Here is a 20,385-nt window from a genome sequence, read left to right on the forward strand (position 1 = left end):
ATCATTCCAGAAGAGGGGGACAACCCGGCCATCGGAGGGAAACTGCCTGATCAGCGAAGGATTTCGAAAATTGTCCGAGGCACCGGGCAAGATGGGCGACGTGAAGAAGACCAGCGCGTTGAGCCGGTTCTCGCCCGCGACCCGGGCGTGGTTCGGCGACGTCTTCGAGGCGGCCACCCCGGCCCAGCTCGAGGCGTGGGACGCCATCACCGCGGGCCGGGATGCGCTGGTGGTCGCCCCAACGGGTTCGGGGAAGACGCTGGCAGCGTTCCTCTGGGCGCTCGACCGGCTGGCCACGACGCCGCCGCCGAGCGATCCGAAGCTGCGCTGCCGGGTGCTGTACGTCTCGCCGCTGAAGGCGCTGGCGGTCGACGTCGAGCGCAACCTGCGCGCGCCACTGATCGGGATCCGCGAGACCGCGCGGCGGCTGGGCGAGGCGCCGGCCGACATCGAGGTCGCGGTCAGGTCGGGCGATACGCCGGCCGGTGAGCGACGGCGGTTCGCCACCCGGCCGTCCGACGTACTGATCACCACACCGGAATCGCTGTTTCTCCTGCTGACTTCGCAGGGCCGCGATTCCTTGCGGGGTGTGGAAACGGTGATCGTCGACGAGGTGCACGCGGTCGCGGGGACGAAGCGCGGTGCGCATCTGGCGCTGACCCTCGAGCGGCTGGATGAGCTGCTGCCGAAGCCGGCCCAGCGGATCGGGCTGTCAGCGACCGTTCGGCCGGTCGAGGAAGTGGCCCGGTTCCTCGGCGGCGAGCGGCCGGTGACCGTCGTACAGCCGAAGTTCACGAAGCAATGGGATCTGCGCGTCGTCGTACCGGTCGAGGACATGGCCGAGCTGGCGAGCACGGAGCTGGAGACATCCGGATCGGCCGCCGGGCCGCCACAGCACGCGTCGATCTGGCCGCATGTCGAGGAGCACGTCTACGAGCTGATCGCGCAGCACAAGTCGACCATCCTGTTCTCGAACTCGCGAAGGCTGGCCGAGCGGCTGACCGCCCGACTGAACGAGATCGCCGCCGAGCGGGCCGAGTTGGAGCTGGCCGATGCGGGTTCGCCAGCTCAGGTGATGGCTCAGTCGGGTGCATCGCTCGCGGCGCCACCGTTGATCGCGCGAGCGCATCATGGCTCGGTCAGCAAGGAGCAACGGGCTCTGATCGAGGCGGATCTGAAGTCAGGCCGGCTGCCGTGCGTGGTCGCGACGAGCAGCCTCGAGCTCGGCATCGACATGGGTGCGGTGGATCTGGTCATCCAGGTCGAGGCGCCGCCATCTGTGGCCAGCGGTCTGCAACGCGTGGGCCGCGCTGGTCACCAGGTCGGAGCGGTGTCACGGGGCGTACTGTTCCCCAAGTTCCGTGGCGATCTGATCGACACTGCCGTGGTCGTGCAGCGGATGCGCGACGGGCTGATCGAGAGCCTGCACATCCCAACCAATCCACTCGACGTCCTGGCTCAGCAGATCGTCTCGATCGCCGCCCTCGACACGGTCGATGTGGACGAGCTCTTCGCTTTGGTACGACGTTGTGCGCCGTTCGCGACGCTGCCACGGTCGGCGTATGACGGCGTACTGGACATGCTGTCCGGGCGGTATCCGTCGGACGAGTTCGCCGAGCTGAGGCCGCGGATCGTGTTCGACCGGGTGAGTGGCGAGATCTCGGGTCGCCCGGGGGCGCAGCGGCTGGCGGTGACCAGTGGCGGGACGATCCCGGATCGAGGGTTGTTCGGGGTCTTCCTGGTCGGCGAATCGACCAACCATCGGGTCGGCGAGCTCGACGAGGAGATGGTGTACGAGTCGCGGGTCGGCGACGTTTTCACGCTGGGCGCGTCGAGCTGGCGGATCGAGGACATCACGCACGACCGGGTTCTGGTCTCCCCCGCTCCCGGCCAGCCGGGGCGCCTGCCGTTCTGGAAGGGCGACGCTGTTGGGCGGCCGGCCGAGCTCGGTGCGGCGACCGGTGCGTTCGTCCGGAAGATGGCATCGCTCCCTGCGGCCAAGGCGATCGAGCGAGCGCGGGACGCCGGACTGGATGAGTACGCGGCGAACAACCTGGTGTCGTATCTGGCCGAGCAGCGCGACGCGACCAGCCGAGTCCCCGATGACGTGACGGTGGTGGTCGAGCGGTTCCGCGACGAGCTCGGCGACTGGCGGGTCTGCGTCCATTCGCCGTACGGCGGTCAGGTGCATGGGCCATGGGCGTTGGCGATCGCGGCACGACTGCGCGAGCGGTACGGCATGGATGCGCAGTCGGTCTCGGGCGATGACGGGATCGTGCTGCGGCTGCCGGAGACCGACGAGGCGCCACCCGGTGCGGAGCTGGTGCTGTTCGATCCGGCCGAGATCGAGGATCTGGTCACCGCCGAGGTCGGCGGGTCGGCGTTGTTCTCGGCGCGGTTCCGGGAATGTGCGGCGCGGGCGTTGCTCCTCCCCCGGCGGAATCCGGGCAAGCGATCGCCGTTGTGGCAGCAACGTCAACGGTCGGCGCAGCTGCTGAGTGTGGCGAGCAAGTACGGCTCGTTCCCGATCGTGCTCGAGACCCTGCGCGAAGTGCTGCAGGACGTGTACGACCTGCCTGCGTTGAAGGATCTGCTGACCGGGATCAGCGAGCGCCGGATCTCGGTCGTCGAGGTGGAGACGCCGGAGGCCTCGCCCTTCGCGAAGTCGCTGCTGTTCGGGTACATCGGCGCGTTCATGTACGAGGGTGACACGCCACTTGCGGAGAAGCGCGCGGCCGCGCTGGCGCTCGATCAAAGCCTGCTCGCCGAGCTGCTCGGGCGGACCGAGCTGCGCGAACTGCTCGACGCGGAGGTCGTGCTGCGTACCGAGGCGGAGCTGCAACGCCTCGCCGAGGATCGCCGCGCACGCGATGCCGAAGGGTTGTTCGACGTGCTGCGGATGATCGGCCCACAATCGTTGGCCGAGGCATCGCAGCGTTGTGTGGACGGCGCGGATGCGGAGTCCTGGCTGACAGAGCTGGCGGCCGCGCGCCGGGTCGTGCGCGTGCGTATCGCGGGTGAGCATCGGTGGGCTGTGGTCGAGGACGTGGCCCGTCTGCGCGACGCTCTCGGCGTACCGCTCCCACCTGGAATCGCGGAGGCACATGCCGAGCCTGTCGCCGACCCACTCGGGGATCTGGTGTCGCGGTACGCGCGGACGCACGGCCCGTTCCGGGCGATCGATCTGGCCACGCATCTCGGCATCGGCGTTGCTGTCGTCACCGACGCGCTGCGGCGCTTGAGCGCAGCCGGACGCGTCGTCGAGGGCGAGTTCCTGCCTGGCGGGATCGCCATGGAATGGTGCGACAGCGAGGTCCTGCGGCTGCTCCGGCGCCGGTCCCTGGCCGCGTTGCGCAAGGAGGTCGAGCCGGTCGATCCATCGGCGCTCGCACGGTTCCTCCCTGCCTGGCAGGGAATCACGAGCAGCCGCGGCCGCGGGTACGACGTACTTCTCGGTGCGGTCGAGCAATTGGCGGGGTGTGCGGTACCGGCATCGGCATTGGAGTCGATCGTCTTGCCGGCGCGGGTGCCGGGCTACGAGCCGTCGATGCTGGACGAGCTGACCGCGACCGGTGAGGTGGTGTGGTCAGGTGCCGGCTCGCTCCCGGGGACCGATGGTTGGGTGTCGCTGCATCTCGCGGACAACTGCGATCTGACGTTGCCGGATCCGGATCCCGCGTTCGAGATCGGCGATACGCATCAGGCAGTGCTGGATGCACTCTCGGGCGGTGGCGCGTTCTTCTTCCGCCAGCTGAGTGATGTCGTAGGTGCGGCTGCGGGCGTTGTGGAGGACGACGCCCTGGTCGGCGTGTTGTGGGATCTCGTCTGGGCAGGCCATCTGACGAACGACACGCTGGCACCGGTCCGCTCACTCGTCGGCGGCGGCCGCGGCAGTCATCGAACCCGGCGTACGACGCCACGCGCACGGCCAGGGCGACCATTGCGGCCAGGGCGACCAGCGATGCCGTCGCGCAGTGGCCCGCCAACGGCCGGCGGGCGGTGGTCGTTGCTTCCGGCCCGTAATCCGGATGCGACGCGTCGCGCGCATGCGGCGGCGGAGACATTGCTCGATCGGTACGGCATCGTCACGCGCGGGGCCGTGATGACCGAGCGGACTCCGGGTGGGTTCGCGGCGGTGTACAAGGTGCTGAGCGCCTTTGAGGAGTCGGGGCGGTGCCGGCGCGGGTACTTCGTGGCCGGCCTTGGGGCGGCGCAGTTCGCATTGCCGGGCGCGGTTGACCGGCTCCGCGCCATGGCAGAGCTGCCCAGCTCTGCCGCCAGTGCTCCCGGTCGTGGCCGTCGGAATGAGGAGTCCGCTCCGCGTGCCGTCGTACTGGCGGCTTCCGATCCAGCGAACCCGTACGGTGCGGCCTTGCCGTGGCCTGAGCGGGAGACCGCCGGCGGGCACAGGCCTGGCCGGAAAGCTGGGGCCTTGGTCGTGCTTGTCGATGGCCGGTTGATCGTTTATGTCGAGCGAGGGGGGCGGACGGTGCTGAGCTTCACCGAGGATCCTGACTTGCTGCAGCCGGCTGTGGATGCGCTCGCGTTGTCGATCAGAGACGGTCAGCTCGGCAAACTGAGTGTGGAGACGGCGGACGGAGAGCAGGTGCGGCACACGGCGTTCGGCGACGCGTTGGCCAAAGCCGGCTTCCATGCGACGCCGCGAGGTTTGCGGCTGCGAGCATGAGTGTGGCGATAGGTATCGGTTGAGAGGCGTGGGCCATGCCTGAAGGCGACACCGTCTGGCGGGCGTGCAAGCGGCTGGACCAGGCGCTCGGCGGGCAGGAGCTGATCCGGACGGACTTTCGCGTGCCCACGCTGGCGACGACCGATCTGAGCGGCCGGACGATGCTCGAGGTAGTTGCGCGTGGCAAGCATCTGCTGATGCGCATGTCCGGCGGCGTCACGCTGCACAGCCATTTCCGGATGGACGGGAGCTGGCACCTGTACAAACGCGGCGAGCGCTGGCGAGGTGGACCTGGCCATCAGATCCGCGCGGTGCTCGAAACGTCCTCGTGGACGGCCGTTGGTTATCGGCTGCCCGTGCTGGAGCTCGTCGCGACCGACGCCGAGCAGAGCGTCGTCGGGCATCTCGGGCCTGATCTGCTGTCGCCGTCGTTCGACCGCGCGCAGGCGATCGCGAACCTCGAGGCCGATCCGGAACGGACCATCAGCGAAGCTCTACTGGATCAGCGGAATCTCGCCGGAATCGGGAACTTCTACCGCACGGAGGTCTGCTTCCTGCTCGGTCTGCATCCAACCCGACCGGTGGCATCGGTCGACGTGGCCGCGGCGGTCGACCTCAGCCGGCGGCTGATGAAGGCCAATCTTCGCAACGGCACCCAAGTCAGCACCGGCGTGGACCGGCCGGGTCAACGGTCCTGGGTCTTCGAACGCGCCGGCAAACCGTGCCGTCGCTGCGGTACGACGATTCTGAGCGCATCGATCGGCGAGCCGCCACGGGACCGGATCAGCTACTGGTGCCCCGGCTGCCAACCCGAGACCTGACCTGTGGACAACCGCGGTGCCGGGGCGGAACACGGATATCTTCTCTGACGTATCGAACATGTGTTCGAAGAAAGAGGAGAGGCTCATGTGTTACCAGTGCGGCGGCATGCCCGCAGAGCAGTACTCGCGGCAACTCTTGGACAACATCCGCACCTACGGCTGGACCCTGCAGTACGTCGAGGGGGACGGGGAGCGGAATCCGGCGTGCGGATACACCCTCGGTCTGAGCCTGCGCGGGCACCCCGAGTTCATCGTGTTCGATCCGGACCCGGCATGGGCCTATCTCGGCGTCAAGCCGCTGGCCTGGGCGGTGATGGCCGGGGCAGTCTTCGACGAGGGAGACGATCTGACAGCCTTCTTTCCGCCGCCGGAGCGAGCCGAGCTGCTCCGGTTCCCCGACACCGCGGTGCACCTTTACACGGCGAACAGCATGTTCCGCCGCCCTGGCGATGGACCGATCCCTGCCTTGCAGCTGGTCTGGTCCAGTAGCGTGGGCTTCGCCGATTCCGGCCTGATGTCTGACTGGCACGACCGATGAGCCGCTGCCTTCGTCATCCGGCGGCGCTCAGCCGACAGGTCGTGGCGCCGCGCCAGCGAGCGCTCGGGCGCCACCGCGACCGTAGCGACCTCAGTCGTCGCGGGTCAGGCTGCGGACGCGACGACCTCGGGCTCGATGGTCGGGTGCGCCAGGACCAGGGCCTCTTCACGAGCCAAATCCTCGCTGACCTCGGCGAAGACCGTCGACAGCGGCACGTCGAGCGCCATGCAGATCGCCGCCAGCAGCTCGCTGGAGGCTTCCTTCTGGCCTCGCTCGACCTCGGACAGGTAGCCCAGACTCACCCGGGCATCGGCGGATACCTCGCGGAGGGTGCGCCCCTGGCGCAGCCGCTTACGCCGCAGGACGTCGCCCAGCAGGCCACGAACCAGCACCATGAGGTTTCTCCCTTCCGCCTGTCCGGTCGTCTCTACTCGCACGGTAGCTCGACCGTAGGAACCAACGGTACCCGTTGCTGGGTCACTACTCCTCGCAATGTCCACCTTCGGTGCGCCGTGCCAGTCTGCCTTACCTGTTCCCATGCTGGTCTCAACACACCGGTCAGTCGACTTCTTCCGCCACCAAAGCGGCTGCAAGCTCCAGCACCGCCTGCACGCTCCCCCTGCGGATCGCTCCACGATCACCGCTTAGCTCTAGCTTGCGCACCTGGACCGCGTCAGGTCCAGCGGCTGCGACATATACAGTGCCGGCCGCCACCCCTGCCTGGGGGTCCGGGCCGGCCACACCGGTCGTAGCAAGCCCGTAGGTGGCGTTCAGACGCTCCCGCACGCCCGTAGCCAGCGCCGCGGCTGTGTCGGGGTGGACTGGTCCGACGGCGGCCAGGAGGTCCTCAGGCACGCCGGCAAGCTGAGCCTTCAGGTCAGTGGCGTAGACCACTACTCCACCTCGGTAGACGGCCGACACCCCCGGCACGTCGGTCAGCGCTGCCCCGACCAGCCCGCCGGTGAGCGACTCAGCCGTCGCCAGTGTCTCGCCTCGAGCCTTCAGCAGATCCACCAGGCGATACAAGACGCCATCGAGTGCCTCACCAGAGCCGGACGCCGCCGTCATGGCAGCGGGCGTTTGGCAGCGGCGCGGAGGCGGAGCGCGCGACCGACGTAGTCCAGACCGGTGACGATCGTCACGATGACGGCGGCGCCCATGAACGCGATGGCGGTCCAGTGCAGGACCGCGAACGACTGCCACGGAAGGAGATAGAGACCCAATGCGATCGCCTGCAGCACCGTCTTCAGCTTGCCGCCGCGGCTGGCCGGCATCACCCCGTGCCGGATCACCCAGAACCGCAGCGCGGTCACACCCCACTCACGGACCATCACCACCACGGTCACCCACCACGGCAGCTCGCCGAGGAGGGACAGCCCGATGAACGCGGCACCGGTGAGCGCCTTGTCGGCGATAGGGTCGGCGATCTTGCCGAAGTTCGTGACCAGGTTCCATCGCCGGGCGATGTCGCCATCGAACCGGTCGGTGACGATCGCCACGACGAACGCGGCGGTCGCGAGCAGCCGGTTGCCGTCGTCGGCACCGCCGTCGCGGAGCAGCAACCAGACGAACAGCGGGACCAAGATCAGCCGCAGGACCGTGAGCGCGTTCGCCACGTTCCACGCGCTGGGCGCGTGCAGTGAACCGGCGGCCGCGCGCGGCACCGGGTTCGTCGGCGGGTTGGTCACGCGGTCAGGTTAGCTGCCGGAAGGCCGTCCCGGGTGCTCACGAGTGCCGCGAACTCGGCGATCAGGTCGACACCATCGCTTCCGACCACCTTCGCGGACACCAGGTCGCCCACGCGGATCCCGTCCGGAAGGCCGGTCACCGTAGTGGATCCGTCCACCTCCGGCCCTTGATGAGCGGCCCGCCCTTCGCCGCTGCGTCCTTCGGAGGCGGCGGTGTCGTCGGTGTCGTCGAGGGATTCGACGAGGATCTCGACCAGTTCGCCGATACGCGCTTCGGCGCGGGCGGAGGTCAGGTCTTCGGCGAGGCGGGTCACCCGGTCGAGTCGCGCCGCGATGGCGTCCTCGTCGAGCTTGCCGTCGTACGTCTCCGCTTCGGTGCCGTCCTCGTCCGAATAGCCGAACACCCCGATCGCGTCCAGACCGGCGCGAGAAAGGAAGTCGCAGAGAATGTCCACGTCCTCCTCGGTCTCACCCGGGAAGCCGACGATCACGTTGCTGCGGATCCCCGCCGTGGGCGCCGCCGCGCGGACCTGCGCGATGAGCTCCAGGAACCGTTCCGAGTCGCCGAACCGGCGCATGCGGCGCAGGAGCGGTCCGGACGCGTGCTGGAACGAGAGGTCGAAGTACGGGACCACGCCAGGCGTCGACGCCATCGCGGTGATCAGGGTTGGGCGCATCTCGGCGGGCTGCAGGTACGACACCCGGACGCGGGTGATACCTGGCACCGCCGCGATCTCGCCGACCAGTGTCTCGAGCAGGCGCAGATCGCCGAGGTCCTTGCCGTACGAGGTGGAGTTCTCGGAGACCAAGAAGAGCTCGCGTACGCCGTTCTCCGCCAGCCAGTGCGCCTCTCCGAGCACCTCGGTCGGGCGCCGGGAGACGAACGCGCCACGGAACATCGGGATCGCGCAGAACGCACACCGCCGGTCGCAGCCCGACGCCAGCTTCAACGGAGCCATCGGTCCCCCGTCGAGCCGCCGCCGCACCACCCGCGGTCCACTCGCCGGCGCCGAAGCAAGATCAGGCGCCTCGATCTTCAGCTCAGCCCCCGCAGGTGTTCCGCTCGTCGCCACATCCGCGAGCGTCCCGTTCGTCGACGTACCCGCCGGTGTTCCGGTCGTCGGCGTACCGGCGGATGGTCCGCTCGTCGGCGCGGCGGCGGGTGTGTGGATCCCGGTCGCCGGGGTTGCGGTGGAGGGCGTCGTGGTCAGGGTCTGGTCAGGCGTGCTGGGGGTGGGGCGGCCCTTGAGTTGGTGGGGGATGTGGTCGCCGTGGCCGGGGATGGCTATGCCGCTGGTGGTGGGGCGGTCGGCGGGGGCCAGTGGGAGGAGCTTGCGGCGGTCGCGAGGCACGTGGGGCTGGTGCTTGGTGCCGGAGAGGATCGAGCGAAGGCGGTCCGAGATGTCGGCGTAGTCGTCGAAGCTGAGGACCGCGTCCGTCTCGGGGAGGGCTTCGGCGAGTTGTTCGCCGTACCGCTCGGCGAGGCAGCCGACTGCTACGACGGCCTGGGTCCGGCCGGATTCCTTGTAGTCGGAAGCGGCGAGCAGGGTGTCGACCGAGTCCTTCTTGGCGGCTTCGACGAATCCGCAGGTGTTCACCACCACGGTGTCCGCATCGGCGGCGTCCTCGACCAGCCGGAACCCACCGGCTTCGAGCCGGCCGGCGAGTTCCTCGGAGTCGACATCGTTGCGGGCACAGCCCAGCGTGACCAGGGCGACGGTGGTGGGTCTCGTAGTCATCCCCACGAGTATGACGCGCCACCTCCTCCCCCACCTAACTCACCAACCCTTCTCACAGCCCCTCCAGACCCACCCGGCCTCATCTCACGACAGCTGGTGGGAGGCGCGTGCGGGATTACTTGGGTTTGGTGAGGGTGCCGTTGGGGTGGGCTATGAAGCGGTAGAGCTTGGTGGATTGGCGTTTGTTGTTGATGGTGATGGTGAGGTTGGCGGGGATGCCGACGGAGATGCGGATGTCGCCGGTGGCGGTGACGGTTTGGGTGGAGCCGGGGCCGAGGAGTCCCTGGAAGAGGCGTTTGCCCTTCTTGTCCCGGAGGGTGACGTAGGAGCCGTCGTCCTTGGCAGTGAGAGTGAGCTTGGTCTTGGTGGGGACGACGGGCTTGACCGGCTTCACCGGCTTGGGCGTGGTGGGTTTGGGCGTCGGGGCCGGAGTGGTGACGGCCGGGGTCGGAGTGGACTTCGCTCCGGCGTTCGCCTCGATGTCGCTCGGGAGGGTGAAGAGGCGGACCATGCCCCAGCCCATCAGGCCGACCAGGATGGCGCCGACGACGACGGCCCAGCGTGGGCGGGCCGGGTGCAGGGTCGGGCCCTTGGCGGCGGCTCGTTCGTCGCGGCGGGCCTTCTCCTCCTCGACCGCGTGCTCCGCGTCGAAGCTGGCCAGCAGCGGCGCCGGGTCGGCCTTCACCACGCGGGCGATCGCGCGGATGTGACCACGGGCGTAGAAATTCCCGCCGCAGCGGGAGAAGTCGTCGGCCTCCATGGCGACGAGCAAGCCCGTTCTGATCCGGGTCGCGGCGCTCAGCTGCTCGATCGTCATGTCGGCCCGTTCGCGGGCCGCCGTGAGCTCGCTGCCGATGCTCACGTCCCCACCGTCCTCTCCATCGCCCGACATTCCCCGGGCCGTCGACTCGAAATCGCCGACAACCCTCACCGCCGACATCCAGTCAACGGCCTTGGTGCGACGGGGTCACGGCAGTGTCAGAGTTGTTCCCTGACCGGACACCTGGCATCCGCCAGCATGTGCAGTGCCTGTACCACTTCCCCGTTCGACGGCCGAGCCGTCAACCCGAACGGTACCGCGAGCGAGGACCCGGTCAACCGCCGGTTCGCATCGGTTGTCTTGCGACTCGCACTCGGCATCGCGCCCAGGATCGGCCCGGGATCCAGCAAATGGACGGCAATCCGGCCGTCGTCCAGCAGATGCCGGCGCTTCAGCACCGTCACCTCGTCGATGTCTTCCCAGCGGGTACCGATCCATTCGTTGTGGATCCGCAACCGGATGCCCACCTCGTCGGCGACCAGCATGTCCCCGACCGTCAATGCCCGCGCGCAGATGAGAGCCAGTACGGCGAATGCGGCCGCCGCGATCCAGCGCAGTACGCCGGTTGGGCTGGTCGATGCGGACGCGGCGAAGCCCACCGCGACCAGCGCGGCGCCGAGGGCGAGCCCGCCGTGCACCTTCTGGGAGGCACGAACGGTGAACGGCACCCGCTCGGAGTCGAGGTCGTAGCGATCTTGCCGGGGCAACGCACTGGCAGCAGTCACCGTCACACCCCTTCCCAACCGAACGTCCCGCAAGCACCGGCCCGGAGCCGGAGCCGCCCGGCGGCGACCACCCGGAAGGCGGCGAGCTGCCGAGGGGCGGAGATCAGCTGCAGTGCGCCGACAAGGCATCTGCCGGCGGCGGGCTGCCCTGGGCTGACGAAGAGGCTGCTGGCGGAAAGTTGCTGGGACAGGGTGGGGCGGTGGTGGTCGGCGGCAGGGTGCTGGGGCGCGCGAGGGCGGCGTTGCGGGGCGGCCGAGGGTCCGCTGTGCGGGAGCCGAGGGGCCGGGGGTCCGCTGTGTGAGGGCCGAGGGGAGACGAGCGAGCACCCGCCGCGTGGGAGCCGAGGGGCCGAGCACGCGCCGCCTGGGAGCCGTGATGCGGCAACCGTCGTGGAGGCGGGGACGGAGTGTGAGTGCGGGGTGTTGGCGGGGGGCATGGTCACTCTCCTCGGAGGGTGGTGACGAAGTCCTCTAGGTCGTCTGGTTTCACCAGTACGTCGCGGGCCTTGGAGCCCTCGCTTGGTCCGACCACACCCCGGCTCTCCAGGATGTCCATCAGCCGGCCGGCCTTGGCGAAACCGACGCGGAGTTTACGCTGCAGCATCGACGTGGAGCCGAACTGCGTCGAAACGATCAGCTCGGCCGCCTGGATCACCAGGTCGAGGTCGTCGCCGATCTCGTCGTCCAGGTCCTTGCTCGGCCCGGCCACGGCGGTGACGTCCTCGCGGTACGTCGGCTCCAGCTGCGTCTTGCAGTGCTCGACCACACCGCGGATCTCGGACTCGGTGACCCACGCGCCCTGGATACGCATCGGCTTGCTCGCGCCCATCGGCAGGAACAGGCCGTCACCCTGACCGACCAGCTTCTCCGCACCAGGCTGGTCCAGGATGACCCGGCTGTCGGCCAGCGACGACGTCGCGAACGCCAGCCGCGACGGCACGTTCGCCTTGATCAGACCGGTCACCACGTCCACCGACGGTCGCTGGGTCGCAAGCACCAGGTGGATACCGGCCGCACGGGCCAGCTGCGTGATGCGGACGATGGAGTCCTCGACGTCGCGCGGCGCAACCATCATCAGGTCGGCCAGCTCGTCGACGATGACCAGCAGATACGGGTACGGCGACAGCACCCGCTCCGAACCGGGTGGCGGCTTCACCTTGCCGCCGCGGACCGCCTTGTTGAAGTCGTCGACGTGACGGAACCCGAACGCGGCCAGGTCGTCGTACCGCATGTCCATCTCGCGGACGACCCACTGGAGTGCCTCGGCGGCCTTCTTGGCGTTCGTGATGATCGGGGTGATCAGGTGCGGGATGCCCTCGTAGTTGTTCAGCTCGACCCGCTTGGGGTCGACCAGGATCATCCGCACCTCGTCCGGCGTGGCCCGCATCAGGATCGAGGTGATCAGCGAGTTCACGAACGACGACTTACCCGAGCCGGTGGCGCCCGCCACCAGCAGGTGCGGCATCTTCGCCATGTTCGCGACCACGAAGCCGCCCTCGACGTCCTTGCCGAGCCCGGCCACCATCGGGTGGTGGTCGTTGCGGGCCGTCGCCGACCGGATCACGTCGCCGAGGCTGACGATCTCCTTGTCGGTGTTCGGGATCTCGATGCCGATCGCGGACTTGCCCGGGATCGGCGACAGGATCCGTACGTCGGCGGATGCGACCGCGTAAGCGATGTTCTTCGACAGTGCGGTGACCTTCTCGACCTTCACCGCCGAGCCGAGCTCGACCTCGTACCGGGTGACTGTCGGGCCACGGGTGTAGCCGGTGACCTGCGCGTCGATGCCGAACTGCTCGAACACCTCCGTGAGCCGGTCGACAACGCCGTCTGACGCCTTGGTCCGGGCCTTGTGCACGGAGCCCGGCTTGAGCATCTGGCCGTCGGGCAGCGTGTAGGTGATGTCACCGGACAGGCTGAGCTGCTCGACTCGCTGCGGGATCGGCGTATGCGGAGGTGGCTCGGGCGCCGGGTCGGACTTGCTGGGACCGCCGCCGGCACCGGCCGCGATGCCGAGCGCTGGAGCGCCGGCTCCAGCGGCCGCATCCGCGTCGACGTCGTATGCGTCCTCATCAGCTGGCGTGGCCTTGGACTTGCGGCCGCGCTTGGTGAGCTCACGTCCCTCGAGCACGGGCGAGTCGTACGGCTTGATCGTGGGCTCGCCGTCCTCGTCCACCGCGGCAGCCTTCGCCCGGCGCTCCTTGCGGGTCAGCCGCACGGTGTCGTCCGTCGGCGCCGCCACGACCGACGGAGCATCGGCGGGGAGCGCAGTACGTCCCATCAGTACGTCGAAAGCCGCGCGGAACCGGAGCGGAATCGCGTAGACCGGCGTACCGGTGATGACGAGCGCGCCAAAGATCGCTAGGAGCACGAGCAGCGGTGCGGCGACGTACTGCGTGAGCAGGTCGGACAGGAGCGACGAGACGACGTAGCCGATCGCGCCGCCGGCGTCCTGCAGCGGGGCATCAGCCGGGTTGCTGGGACGTGGCAGGCCATTGGCGATGTGAACCAGGCCGAGTACGCCGAGGGACACCGCCGTCCAGCCGATCACCTGGCGACCGGCCGGGCCGTTGCGGTCCGGGTGGCGCAGGGTGCGTACGGCGATGAACAGCAGCATCAGCGGGACGGCCCAGCCGAGCATGCCGACACTGCCGCCGACGACGACGCGGATGCCGTGGCCGACGGCGCCCGGGAGGTCCCACCAGATTGCGGCGGCCACTACGACCGCCAGGCCGATCAGGAAGAGGCCGGCGCCATCACGGCGGTGCTCCGGGTCGAGGTCGCGGGCGCCGTTGCCGATGCCGCGGACCATGCTGCCGAGCAGGTGGGCGATGCCGATCCAGACCTTCACCACACCGCGGCCGAGAGCGAGCATGGCGGCCGCGAACGGGCCCGGTCCGCTGTTTTTGGGCGTGCTGGTCCGCGCGGCGGTGCTACCACCGCGCTTCGCGCTCTGCCCACGCTTCTGGGCGCCTGACGGACGGGAGCGTCCACCAGCAGCCGACCGGGCCGTACTCGGCCGGTTGGCTGCCGACTTCTGCGCCCGCGCCGGGGAAGACGTGCGGGTCGCCATGTTTAGCAGGCTACCCCGATTACCTCTCGAGTCACACGTGTCACACGCCGATCACGCCGCCCCATCCATATCGTCACGAGGCCGTAGCGTTTACGGCGTAGCCGTCGCCGTGGGTGAACGAGTCCCAGAGGACGTGAGTGAACGCGCTGAGGAAACGGCGGCGGGATGGGCGAGCGTGAAGGGCACCGCCGCAGCCTAGGAGACCCGAAGGTCGCCATAGGCAACAATCAGGCGCCGGTGGTGCCGTCCAGTTGTTCGCGGAGGAGGTCGGCGTGGCCGCAGTGGCGCGCGTACTCGCCGATCAGGTGGATGTAGATCATTCGCAGCGTCGACTCGGTGCCGTTGAAGGTGAAGCGGTCGTCGAGCGAGCGCCCGGCCGCGGCCTCGTCGGACAGCTTCCACTCCTCGATCAGACCGTCGTACGCCGCTTGGGCGTCAGCAGCATCGATCAGCTCGAAGTCGGCGTCCTTACCCAGCTCCAAGGGAAACACCGGGTCGGCCGGATCGTCCAAGAAGTGGATCCGGAACCAGATCCGCTCGACCTTGGTCAGATGCCGGATCAACCCGAGCAGCGAGAGGTTCGACGGCGGCGACGGACGCTCGGCCAACTGCGAGGCCGTCAAACCCGCGCATTTGAAGAGCAAAGTCGTGCGATAGAAGTTCAGGTATCCCTGCAGCAGCTCGCGTTCGGGCGCGGTCAACGAGCCATCCGGTCGTTCCACAGAGGGGGCGGTCCAATCCAACGTCATGCCGCCATCCAACACTACGGATTCACCGGTGGCGCCCAGCCCGGTCGCGGGATCAGGCAGAACGGATGCCCGGCCGGATCCTCGTAGACAGTGTCGGCAAGCCGCCGCGCCCCGAGAGCCAGCACCGCGCGCGAGGCCGCCTCGAGATCATCGACCATGACGTCGAAGTGCATCTGCTGCGGCCGGGCGGGATCCGGCCACTGCGGGCGCTGGTGATCCAAAGCCCGCTGAAAGGCCAGGCCCGACGTACGGTCGTTGTCGGCAACAACAACCCAGTCGTCACTCTGGTACGTGATGGGCTTGCCGAGCAGCGCCGAGTAGAACTCCGCCAGCTCCAGCGGTTCCGGGCAGTCGATCGCGAGATGGTGCAGCCGTCCGATCATGGCAACAGTGTGCGCCGTCTCATGATGTGTTCAGCTATCCCGAATTGTGAGATAGGTGCTGGCGTAAGACGTGGCCCGTTGGTTACCGTCTTCGGCAGGTCATGAGTGCCAGCGTCAAGCCCCGGCTCGCTGGCCGGCAACCCTCCTCCGCGGCGGGGTGCCCCGGGTGAAGACCAGGCCGTGCGGATACGCCGTTCGGCAAGTGCGGACTTCCTGGGAGCGCAGCAGCATGTCGATCCTCTCCATCCTCGAGCCGGCCAGTACGACGACTCCGCGGCCTACGGTCACGCGGCTCGCCACCGGCACCATCCCCGCCACGGTCGGGTCGGACCTGCTGGTCCCGCTGGCCGACGGCCGGGTGACGGACTACGCGAACTTCGACCACGGCGCCAGCGCGCCGTGCCTGGAGTCGGTGCGGGCCAGCGTGGAGGCGGCGCTGCCGTCGTACGCGTCGGTTCACCGTGGCAACGGGTACGCCTCGCGGATCACCACGCAGTGGTACGAGCGGGCACGCAACGAGGTGCACACGTTCGTCGGCGCCCGGGAGGACGACCAGGTGATCTTCACCCGGCAGACCACCGACGCCCTCAACCTGCTCGCGCACGGCGTGCCCGCGGACGCGACAGTGATCGTGTTCGAGTCCGAGCACCACGCTGCGCTGCTGCCCTGGCCAGCCGAGCGGACCATCAGACTCGCCGCGCCGACGTCAACCGCCAGCGCCGTAGCCAACGTCGCCGATGCACTGCGCAACGCGCCCGAGGGTCCGAGGCTTGTCGTGGTGACCGGCGCGTCCAACGTCACCGGCGAGATCTTCCCGATCGCCGAGATCGCCGCGGTCGCGAAGGCCCACGGCGCCCGCATCTGCCTCGACGCCGCGCAGCTCGCACCGCACCGCCCGGTCGACATCGCCGAGCTCGAGGTCGACTGGGTAGTACTGTCCGGCCACAAGCTCTACGCGCCGTACGGCACCGGTGCCTTGATCGGTCGCGCGGACTGGCTGGACGCTGCCGACCCCTACCTGTACGGCGGTGGCGCGACGACCGCCGTCACCAGCGAGGGCGTGACCTGGGCGACCGGCCCGGCTCGCCATGAGGGCGGCTCCCCCAACGTCATCGGCGCAATCGCCCTGGCCTCGGCCTGTGCCGCGATCAGCAAGAACCGGGACGCGATCGAGCAGCATGAGCGCAGCCTGCTGGCCCGCCTCCGCACCGGACTCGCCCAGCTCCCCGGCGTCACGACGTACTCGATCTTCGGCGAGGATGCGGACCGGGTCGGCACGGTGTGCTTCACCGTCAAAGGGCTGAGCTCGACGCTGGTGTCGGCGGCGCTGAGCGCCGAGTACGGGATCGGTGTGCGGGACGGCAAGTTCTGTGCGCATCCCCTGGTCGGTCACCTGCTGGCCGACTCCCCCGAGCACGGCACCGCCGTACGGGCGAGCCTCGGCCTCGGTACGACGCGTGAGCACGTCGACCGCCTCGTGAACGCCGTACGGACGCTGGCGAGCAGCGGACCGCGGTCGGAGTACGAGGACACCGCGCACGGCTGTCAGCCCACCGACGATCCGCGGGACCTCAAGGCCCCGCGGATCTGGTAGACGCGCAGCCCTCCTACCGCTCAGGAGGCAGAAGACCTACATGGTGAGCGGCGAACGCCAGTAGGTCCGCCCATTCCGACGCGACCATCGCGGCGGGTTTCCCGAAGCCGTGACCGGTGTTGACCTCGATCCGGGTCAAGACAGGTTCGGACGAGGACTGGGCATGCTGCAACGCGGCGATGAACTTGTGACTGTGCAGCGGCACCACCCGGTCGTCGTGGTCACCGGTGACCACCAGAGTCGCCGGGTACGACGTCCCGTCCCGCAGCCGGTGCAGTGGCGAGTAAGCCAGCAGATCATCGAACTGCTCAGGATCATCCGGATGCCCGAAGTCAGAGGCCCACGCGGCACCGACCGTGAACCGGTGGAACCTGAGCATGTCCATCACTCCGACACCCGGCAGCGCGACGGCGAACAGGTCCGGGCGCTGCGTCATGACCGCGCCAACGAGCAGACCGCCGTTGCTGCGGCCATGGATCGCCAGCTGCGACGGCGTGGTCACCCCGGTGTCGTGCAGGTGCGAGGCGACGGCGATGAAGTCGTCGAAGACGTTCTGCTTGTCCTTGAGGCGTCCTGCATCGTGCCAGTCGCTGCCGTACTCACCGCCGCCGCGCAGGTTGGCGATCACCAGCACGCCCCCGGCCGCCAGCCACGCCGGCCAGCCCGGCTTGTAGTCGGCCAGGATCGGGATGCGGAAGCCGCCGTACCCGTAGAGCAGGGTCGGCCGCGGCGAGGAGAAGTCCAGGTCGGAGCGGCTGATCAGGAAGTAGGGCACGGGCCCTGTACGACGCTCGACCCGGACGGAAGGTGACGTGAAGCCGCCGGAGCCACGGACCAGCTCAGGCAGCGCACGCACCATGCCGTCGGTGACGACGTACGAGAGGGTCGGATCGGTAGTGGTCGACAGTCCGACGAAGATCTCGTCGTACTCCGGCGAGGCGTTGAGTGCCACCACTCCCCCGCCCGGAGCCTCTACGACGTACGCACCGGACCCGTCCAGCTCGTACAGGGTGAGCACCGGCTGCGCGTCTTCCAGCGACAGCGTGACCAGACCGGACACCGTACCGCGGACTGCCTGCAGGGTGCCGGAGCCCTCTGGGATCAGGTCGGTGAAAGTGCCGTCCAGCGACGCGAGCACCACGCGACCACGGGACGCGTTGCGGTCGGTCCGCAGCACCAACTGGTCGCCGGACATGCGTACGAACGCGATCTCGTCCTCGAGCGAGTCCACAACCTTCACAGGCTCGCCGAAGCCGTCAGAGGTGATCGGGAAGACCCACAACCGAGTGGCAGGGTCAGTGCCTTCGGTGATGTGTACGACGAGATACCGGTCGTCGTCGGACACCTCGGGCGTGATGAAGATGCGATCGTTGTCCGGGAAGCTGAGGACCAGCTCGTCGTCGGACTGCGCCGTACCGACCTTGTGCAGCATCAGCCGCCCACCGGTCAGCGTCTTCGTCTCGGTGCCCTCACTGCGACCGCTCGCCGGGTAGTGCAGGTACAGGTACGCCGAGCTGTCCGGCAGCCAGGTGGCCTCGCAGAACTTGGCCTCCGTCACCAGGTCGTCGACAGAGCTGCCGGTGGCGATGTCGAGCAGCCGGAACGTCGTCCAGTCGCTGCCGCTCTCGTTGATGCCATAGGCGAAGTACTTGCCGTCCGGGCTGACCGTGAAGGTGCCCAGCGAGTCGGTGCCGTCGGCGGAGAGCTGGTTGGGGTCGATGAGCACGCGACCGGCGGAGAGCAGTTCATCCAGCGACTCGGCGACGTACACCACGTCCTGTGCCTGGGTGCCGTCGTTGCGGCCGACGAAGTACCAGCCGGCCTTCTTCACCGGTACGCCGGCCCGCGGGCGAGCCAGGATCGCGGACATGGTGGTCTGGAACCATTCCCGCTCCGGGTACCCGGACAGCTCCGCCTCGGTGAACTCGTTCTGCCTGCGAACCCAGTCCTTGGTGTCGGGTGCGTCAGGGTCTTCCAGCCAGCGGTAGGGATCGGCGATCTGGTGCCCATGCAGCGTCTCGACCACATCGTCGCGGCGGCTCTCCGGATAGGTCATGCGGACAAACCTAACTGGCAAGTGCAACCTTCAACAGGAGCTCGTAGGTCGGCCTGGGATCGACGTCGTCGTGGCGTGCGATCCGGTGCAGGATCAGCCCTTCGGAGGCGGCCGAGAGCGCCCGGGCGGCCTCGCGAGGGTTGGGCGCCCCGAGCTCGGCCAGCGCCGCGGTGGCGGTGTTCTCGAGCGCCTCGCGGCCGCGCGACAGCGCCTCCCGGATGACCGGATCGTGGCTGCCCTCCAGGAACAGGACCAGCCGCGCGGTCGTGCGGACCCGGTTGATCCGGGTGATGTAGTCGAACAGGCCGCACATGGTGTCGACGAACTCCTCGGCGGTGGCCGGCTTGAACGCGGCCCCGATCGCCTGGTTCTCACTCTCGGCGATCCAGTCGACGACACCGGACATGAGGGCCGCCCGGGTGCGGAAGTAGTTCGAGGTCGAGCCTTTGGGCAGGCCGGCCTTCTGATCAACGCGGGCATGGGTCAGGGCTCGCAACCCCTCGGTGCCGAGTAGTTCGATGGCGGCCTCCAGAGCGCGAGTACGCGTCGGCGTCATGCGGTCACTATAAACCTAGTGACAGGGAACTACGTTCGTAGTACCGTCGAAGGATGCTTCCCACACTCGATGGGGTGACCCACACCTTCGTCGACCTGCCTGGACTACGGATGCATGTGACCGAAGCCGGCAGCGGCGAGCCTGTCCTGATGCTCCACGGTTTTCCCCAGCACTGGTGGGAGTGGCGTGACGTCATTCCCGCGGTCGCCGAGCACTACCGTGTGATCTGCCCCGACCTGCGCGGCGCCGGCTGGACCGACGCGCCGCCGGACGGCTACACGAGCGGCCAGCTCGTCGCCGACGTGCTCGCCTTGCTGGCTGCGCTCAAGGTCGACCGAGTACACCTGCTGACGCACGACTGGTCGGGAATCGTCGCCTACCTGCTCTGCCTTCAGCATCCGGAGCGCGTCATCGACCAGGTGTCGATCGCGATCCCGCCGCCGTACATCGACTTCGACGCGAGGATGATGCGCAGCATCCTGCGCCATGCCTGGTTCAACCTGATCAACCCGGTGCCTGGCATCGGCCCGTGGGCGCTGCGAGGACGGCTGACGCCGTACCTGCTGCGTGAGTTCTCGACCGGCATGACCGACGCGGATGTCGAGATCTTCGCCGAGCGGATGCGCGAACCGGCCCGCGCCAAGGCTGGGTCGGCGCTCTACCGGCATTTCATCCAGCCCGTGGGGATGCGGATGCTCCGCGGCAAGTACAAGGACCAGCGGCTCACCACGCCGACGCTCGTGCTCGTCGGCGCCGATGATCCGAACGTGCGGGCCGAGTTCCTGCACGGTTATCAGCCGTACGTCGATGACCTGCGCGTCGAGACGATCGACGGGGCGTCCCACTTCGTCGTCGACGACCAACCGGGAGCTGTCGCCAAGCGCGCCCTGGAGTTCTTCCAGCGATAGCGTCGTACTCACCGGGCCCCGGTGGGCGGCATCCCGCACAGGCGCCGG

General features: G+C 68.6%; 16 protein-coding genes, 1 pseudogene and 1 riboswitch. Of the genes and pseudogenes, 5 read left to right on the forward strand and 12 right to left on the reverse strand.

Annotation, left to right across the window (positions count from 1 at the left end; genetic code table 11):
* Positions 1-91: 91 nt before the first annotated feature.
* The 3 genes from EV646_RS03850 to EV646_RS03860 all read left to right on the forward strand — a co-directional run bounded on the left by EV646_RS03850 (position 92) and on the right by EV646_RS03860 (position 6,046).
* A complete protein-coding gene (locus EV646_RS03850) occupies positions 92-4,687 on the forward strand; it encodes an ATP-dependent helicase (RefSeq protein ID WP_132144805.1) in 4,596 nt (1,531 codons plus the stop codon).
* A 35-nt stretch (positions 4,688-4,722) separates the two neighbouring features.
* Positions 4,723-5,508: a DNA-formamidopyrimidine glycosylase family protein gene (locus EV646_RS03855; RefSeq protein ID WP_132143892.1), complete on the forward strand. Its 786-nt coding sequence runs from the start codon at positions 4,723-4,725 to the stop codon at positions 5,506-5,508.
* Between the two features lie 85 nt (positions 5,509-5,593).
* A complete protein-coding gene (locus EV646_RS03860) occupies positions 5,594-6,046 on the forward strand; it encodes a DUF4262 domain-containing protein (protein WP_158290896.1) in 453 nt (150 codons plus the stop codon).
* Between the two features lie 104 nt (positions 6,047-6,150).
* Here the strand turns inward: EV646_RS03860 and EV646_RS03865 are convergent, their stop codons facing one another.
* The 10 genes and pseudogenes from EV646_RS03865 to EV646_RS03910 form a co-directional block, all read right to left on the reverse strand.
* The gene (locus tag EV646_RS03865; RefSeq protein WP_132143896.1) at positions 6,151-6,441 is read right to left on the reverse strand and encodes a helix-turn-helix domain-containing protein; all 291 of its coding nucleotides are present in this window, start codon (positions 6,439-6,441) and stop codon (positions 6,151-6,153) included.
* A 163-nt stretch (positions 6,442-6,604) separates the two neighbouring features.
* Positions 6,605-7,114: a CinA family protein gene (locus tag EV646_RS03870; protein ID WP_132143897.1), complete on the reverse strand. Its 510-nt coding sequence runs from the start codon at positions 7,112-7,114 to the stop codon at positions 6,605-6,607.
* The gene (gene pgsA, locus EV646_RS03875; protein ID WP_132143898.1) at positions 7,111-7,734 is read right to left on the reverse strand and encodes a CDP-diacylglycerol--glycerol-3-phosphate 3-phosphatidyltransferase; all 624 of its coding nucleotides are present in this window, start codon (positions 7,732-7,734) and stop codon (positions 7,111-7,113) included. Before pgsA ends, EV646_RS03870 begins: the two co-directional genes overlap by 4 nt.
* A complete protein-coding gene (locus tag EV646_RS03880; protein WP_132143899.1) occupies positions 7,731-9,473 on the reverse strand; it encodes a MiaB/RimO family radical SAM methylthiotransferase in 1,743 nt (580 codons plus the stop codon). The genes pgsA and EV646_RS03880 overlap by 4 nt, the downstream gene beginning before the upstream one ends.
* A 115-nt stretch (positions 9,474-9,588) precedes the next feature.
* Positions 9,589-10,335 (reverse strand): helix-turn-helix domain-containing protein, encoded by a 747-nt coding sequence (locus EV646_RS03885; protein ID WP_241995248.1) that lies wholly within the window; start codon positions 10,333-10,335, stop codon positions 9,589-9,591.
* A gap of 116 nt (positions 10,336-10,451) precedes the next feature.
* The gene (locus EV646_RS03890; protein ID WP_132144809.1) at positions 10,452-11,018 is read right to left on the reverse strand and encodes a hypothetical protein; all 567 of its coding nucleotides are present in this window, start codon (positions 11,016-11,018) and stop codon (positions 10,452-10,454) included.
* 439 nt (positions 11,019-11,457) lie between these two features.
* Complete coding sequence (locus tag EV646_RS03895) at positions 11,458-14,091, reverse strand: FtsK/SpoIIIE family DNA translocase (RefSeq protein ID WP_199236770.1); 2,634 nt, start codon at positions 14,089-14,091, stop codon at positions 11,458-11,460.
* A gap of 73 nt (positions 14,092-14,164) precedes the next feature.
* Positions 14,165-14,233 (reverse strand): annotated as a pseudogene (locus EV646_RS40880) (DUF4184 family protein); the annotation flags it as partial.
* Positions 14,234-14,318: 85 nt separating this feature from the next.
* Positions 14,319-14,840, reverse strand: a complete 522-nt coding sequence (locus EV646_RS03905; protein WP_338419239.1) for a DinB family protein — start codon at positions 14,838-14,840, stop codon at positions 14,319-14,321.
* A 14-nt stretch (positions 14,841-14,854) separates the two neighbouring features.
* Positions 14,855-15,223 carry a VOC family protein gene (locus tag EV646_RS03910; RefSeq protein ID WP_132143901.1) on the reverse strand — a complete coding sequence of 123 codons (369 nt, stop codon included), beginning with the start codon at positions 15,221-15,223 and terminating at the stop codon, positions 14,855-14,857.
* Between the two features lie 97 nt (positions 15,224-15,320).
* Positions 15,321-15,434: riboswitch (SAM riboswitch) on the forward strand.
* Between the two features lie 18 nt (positions 15,435-15,452).
* Here EV646_RS03910 and EV646_RS03915 point away from each other — a divergent pair.
* Positions 15,453-16,817 (forward strand): aminotransferase class V-fold PLP-dependent enzyme, encoded by a 1,365-nt coding sequence (locus EV646_RS03915; protein ID WP_132143903.1) that lies wholly within the window; start codon positions 15,453-15,455, stop codon positions 16,815-16,817.
* Between the two features lie 13 nt (positions 16,818-16,830).
* Here the strand turns inward: EV646_RS03915 and EV646_RS03920 are convergent, their stop codons facing one another.
* Positions 16,831-18,873 (reverse strand): prolyl oligopeptidase family serine peptidase, encoded by a 2,043-nt coding sequence (locus EV646_RS03920; protein WP_132143905.1) that lies wholly within the window; start codon positions 18,871-18,873, stop codon positions 16,831-16,833.
* 10 nt (positions 18,874-18,883) lie between these two features.
* Positions 18,884-19,429: a TetR/AcrR family transcriptional regulator gene (locus EV646_RS03925; RefSeq protein WP_132143907.1), complete on the reverse strand. Its 546-nt coding sequence runs from the start codon at positions 19,427-19,429 to the stop codon at positions 18,884-18,886.
* Positions 19,430-19,482: 53 nt separating this feature from the next.
* On the opposite strand from EV646_RS03925, the gene EV646_RS03930 reads away from it, so the two are divergent.
* The gene (locus EV646_RS03930) at positions 19,483-20,337 is read left to right on the forward strand and encodes an alpha/beta fold hydrolase (RefSeq protein ID WP_132143909.1); all 855 of its coding nucleotides are present in this window, start codon (positions 19,483-19,485) and stop codon (positions 20,335-20,337) included.
* Positions 20,338-20,385: the final 48 nt, after the last annotated feature.

Origin of the sequence: Kribbella antiqua, assembly GCF_004345665.1 — a bacterium.
GTDB lineage: Bacteria > Actinomycetota > Actinomycetes > Propionibacteriales > Kribbellaceae > Kribbella > Kribbella antiqua.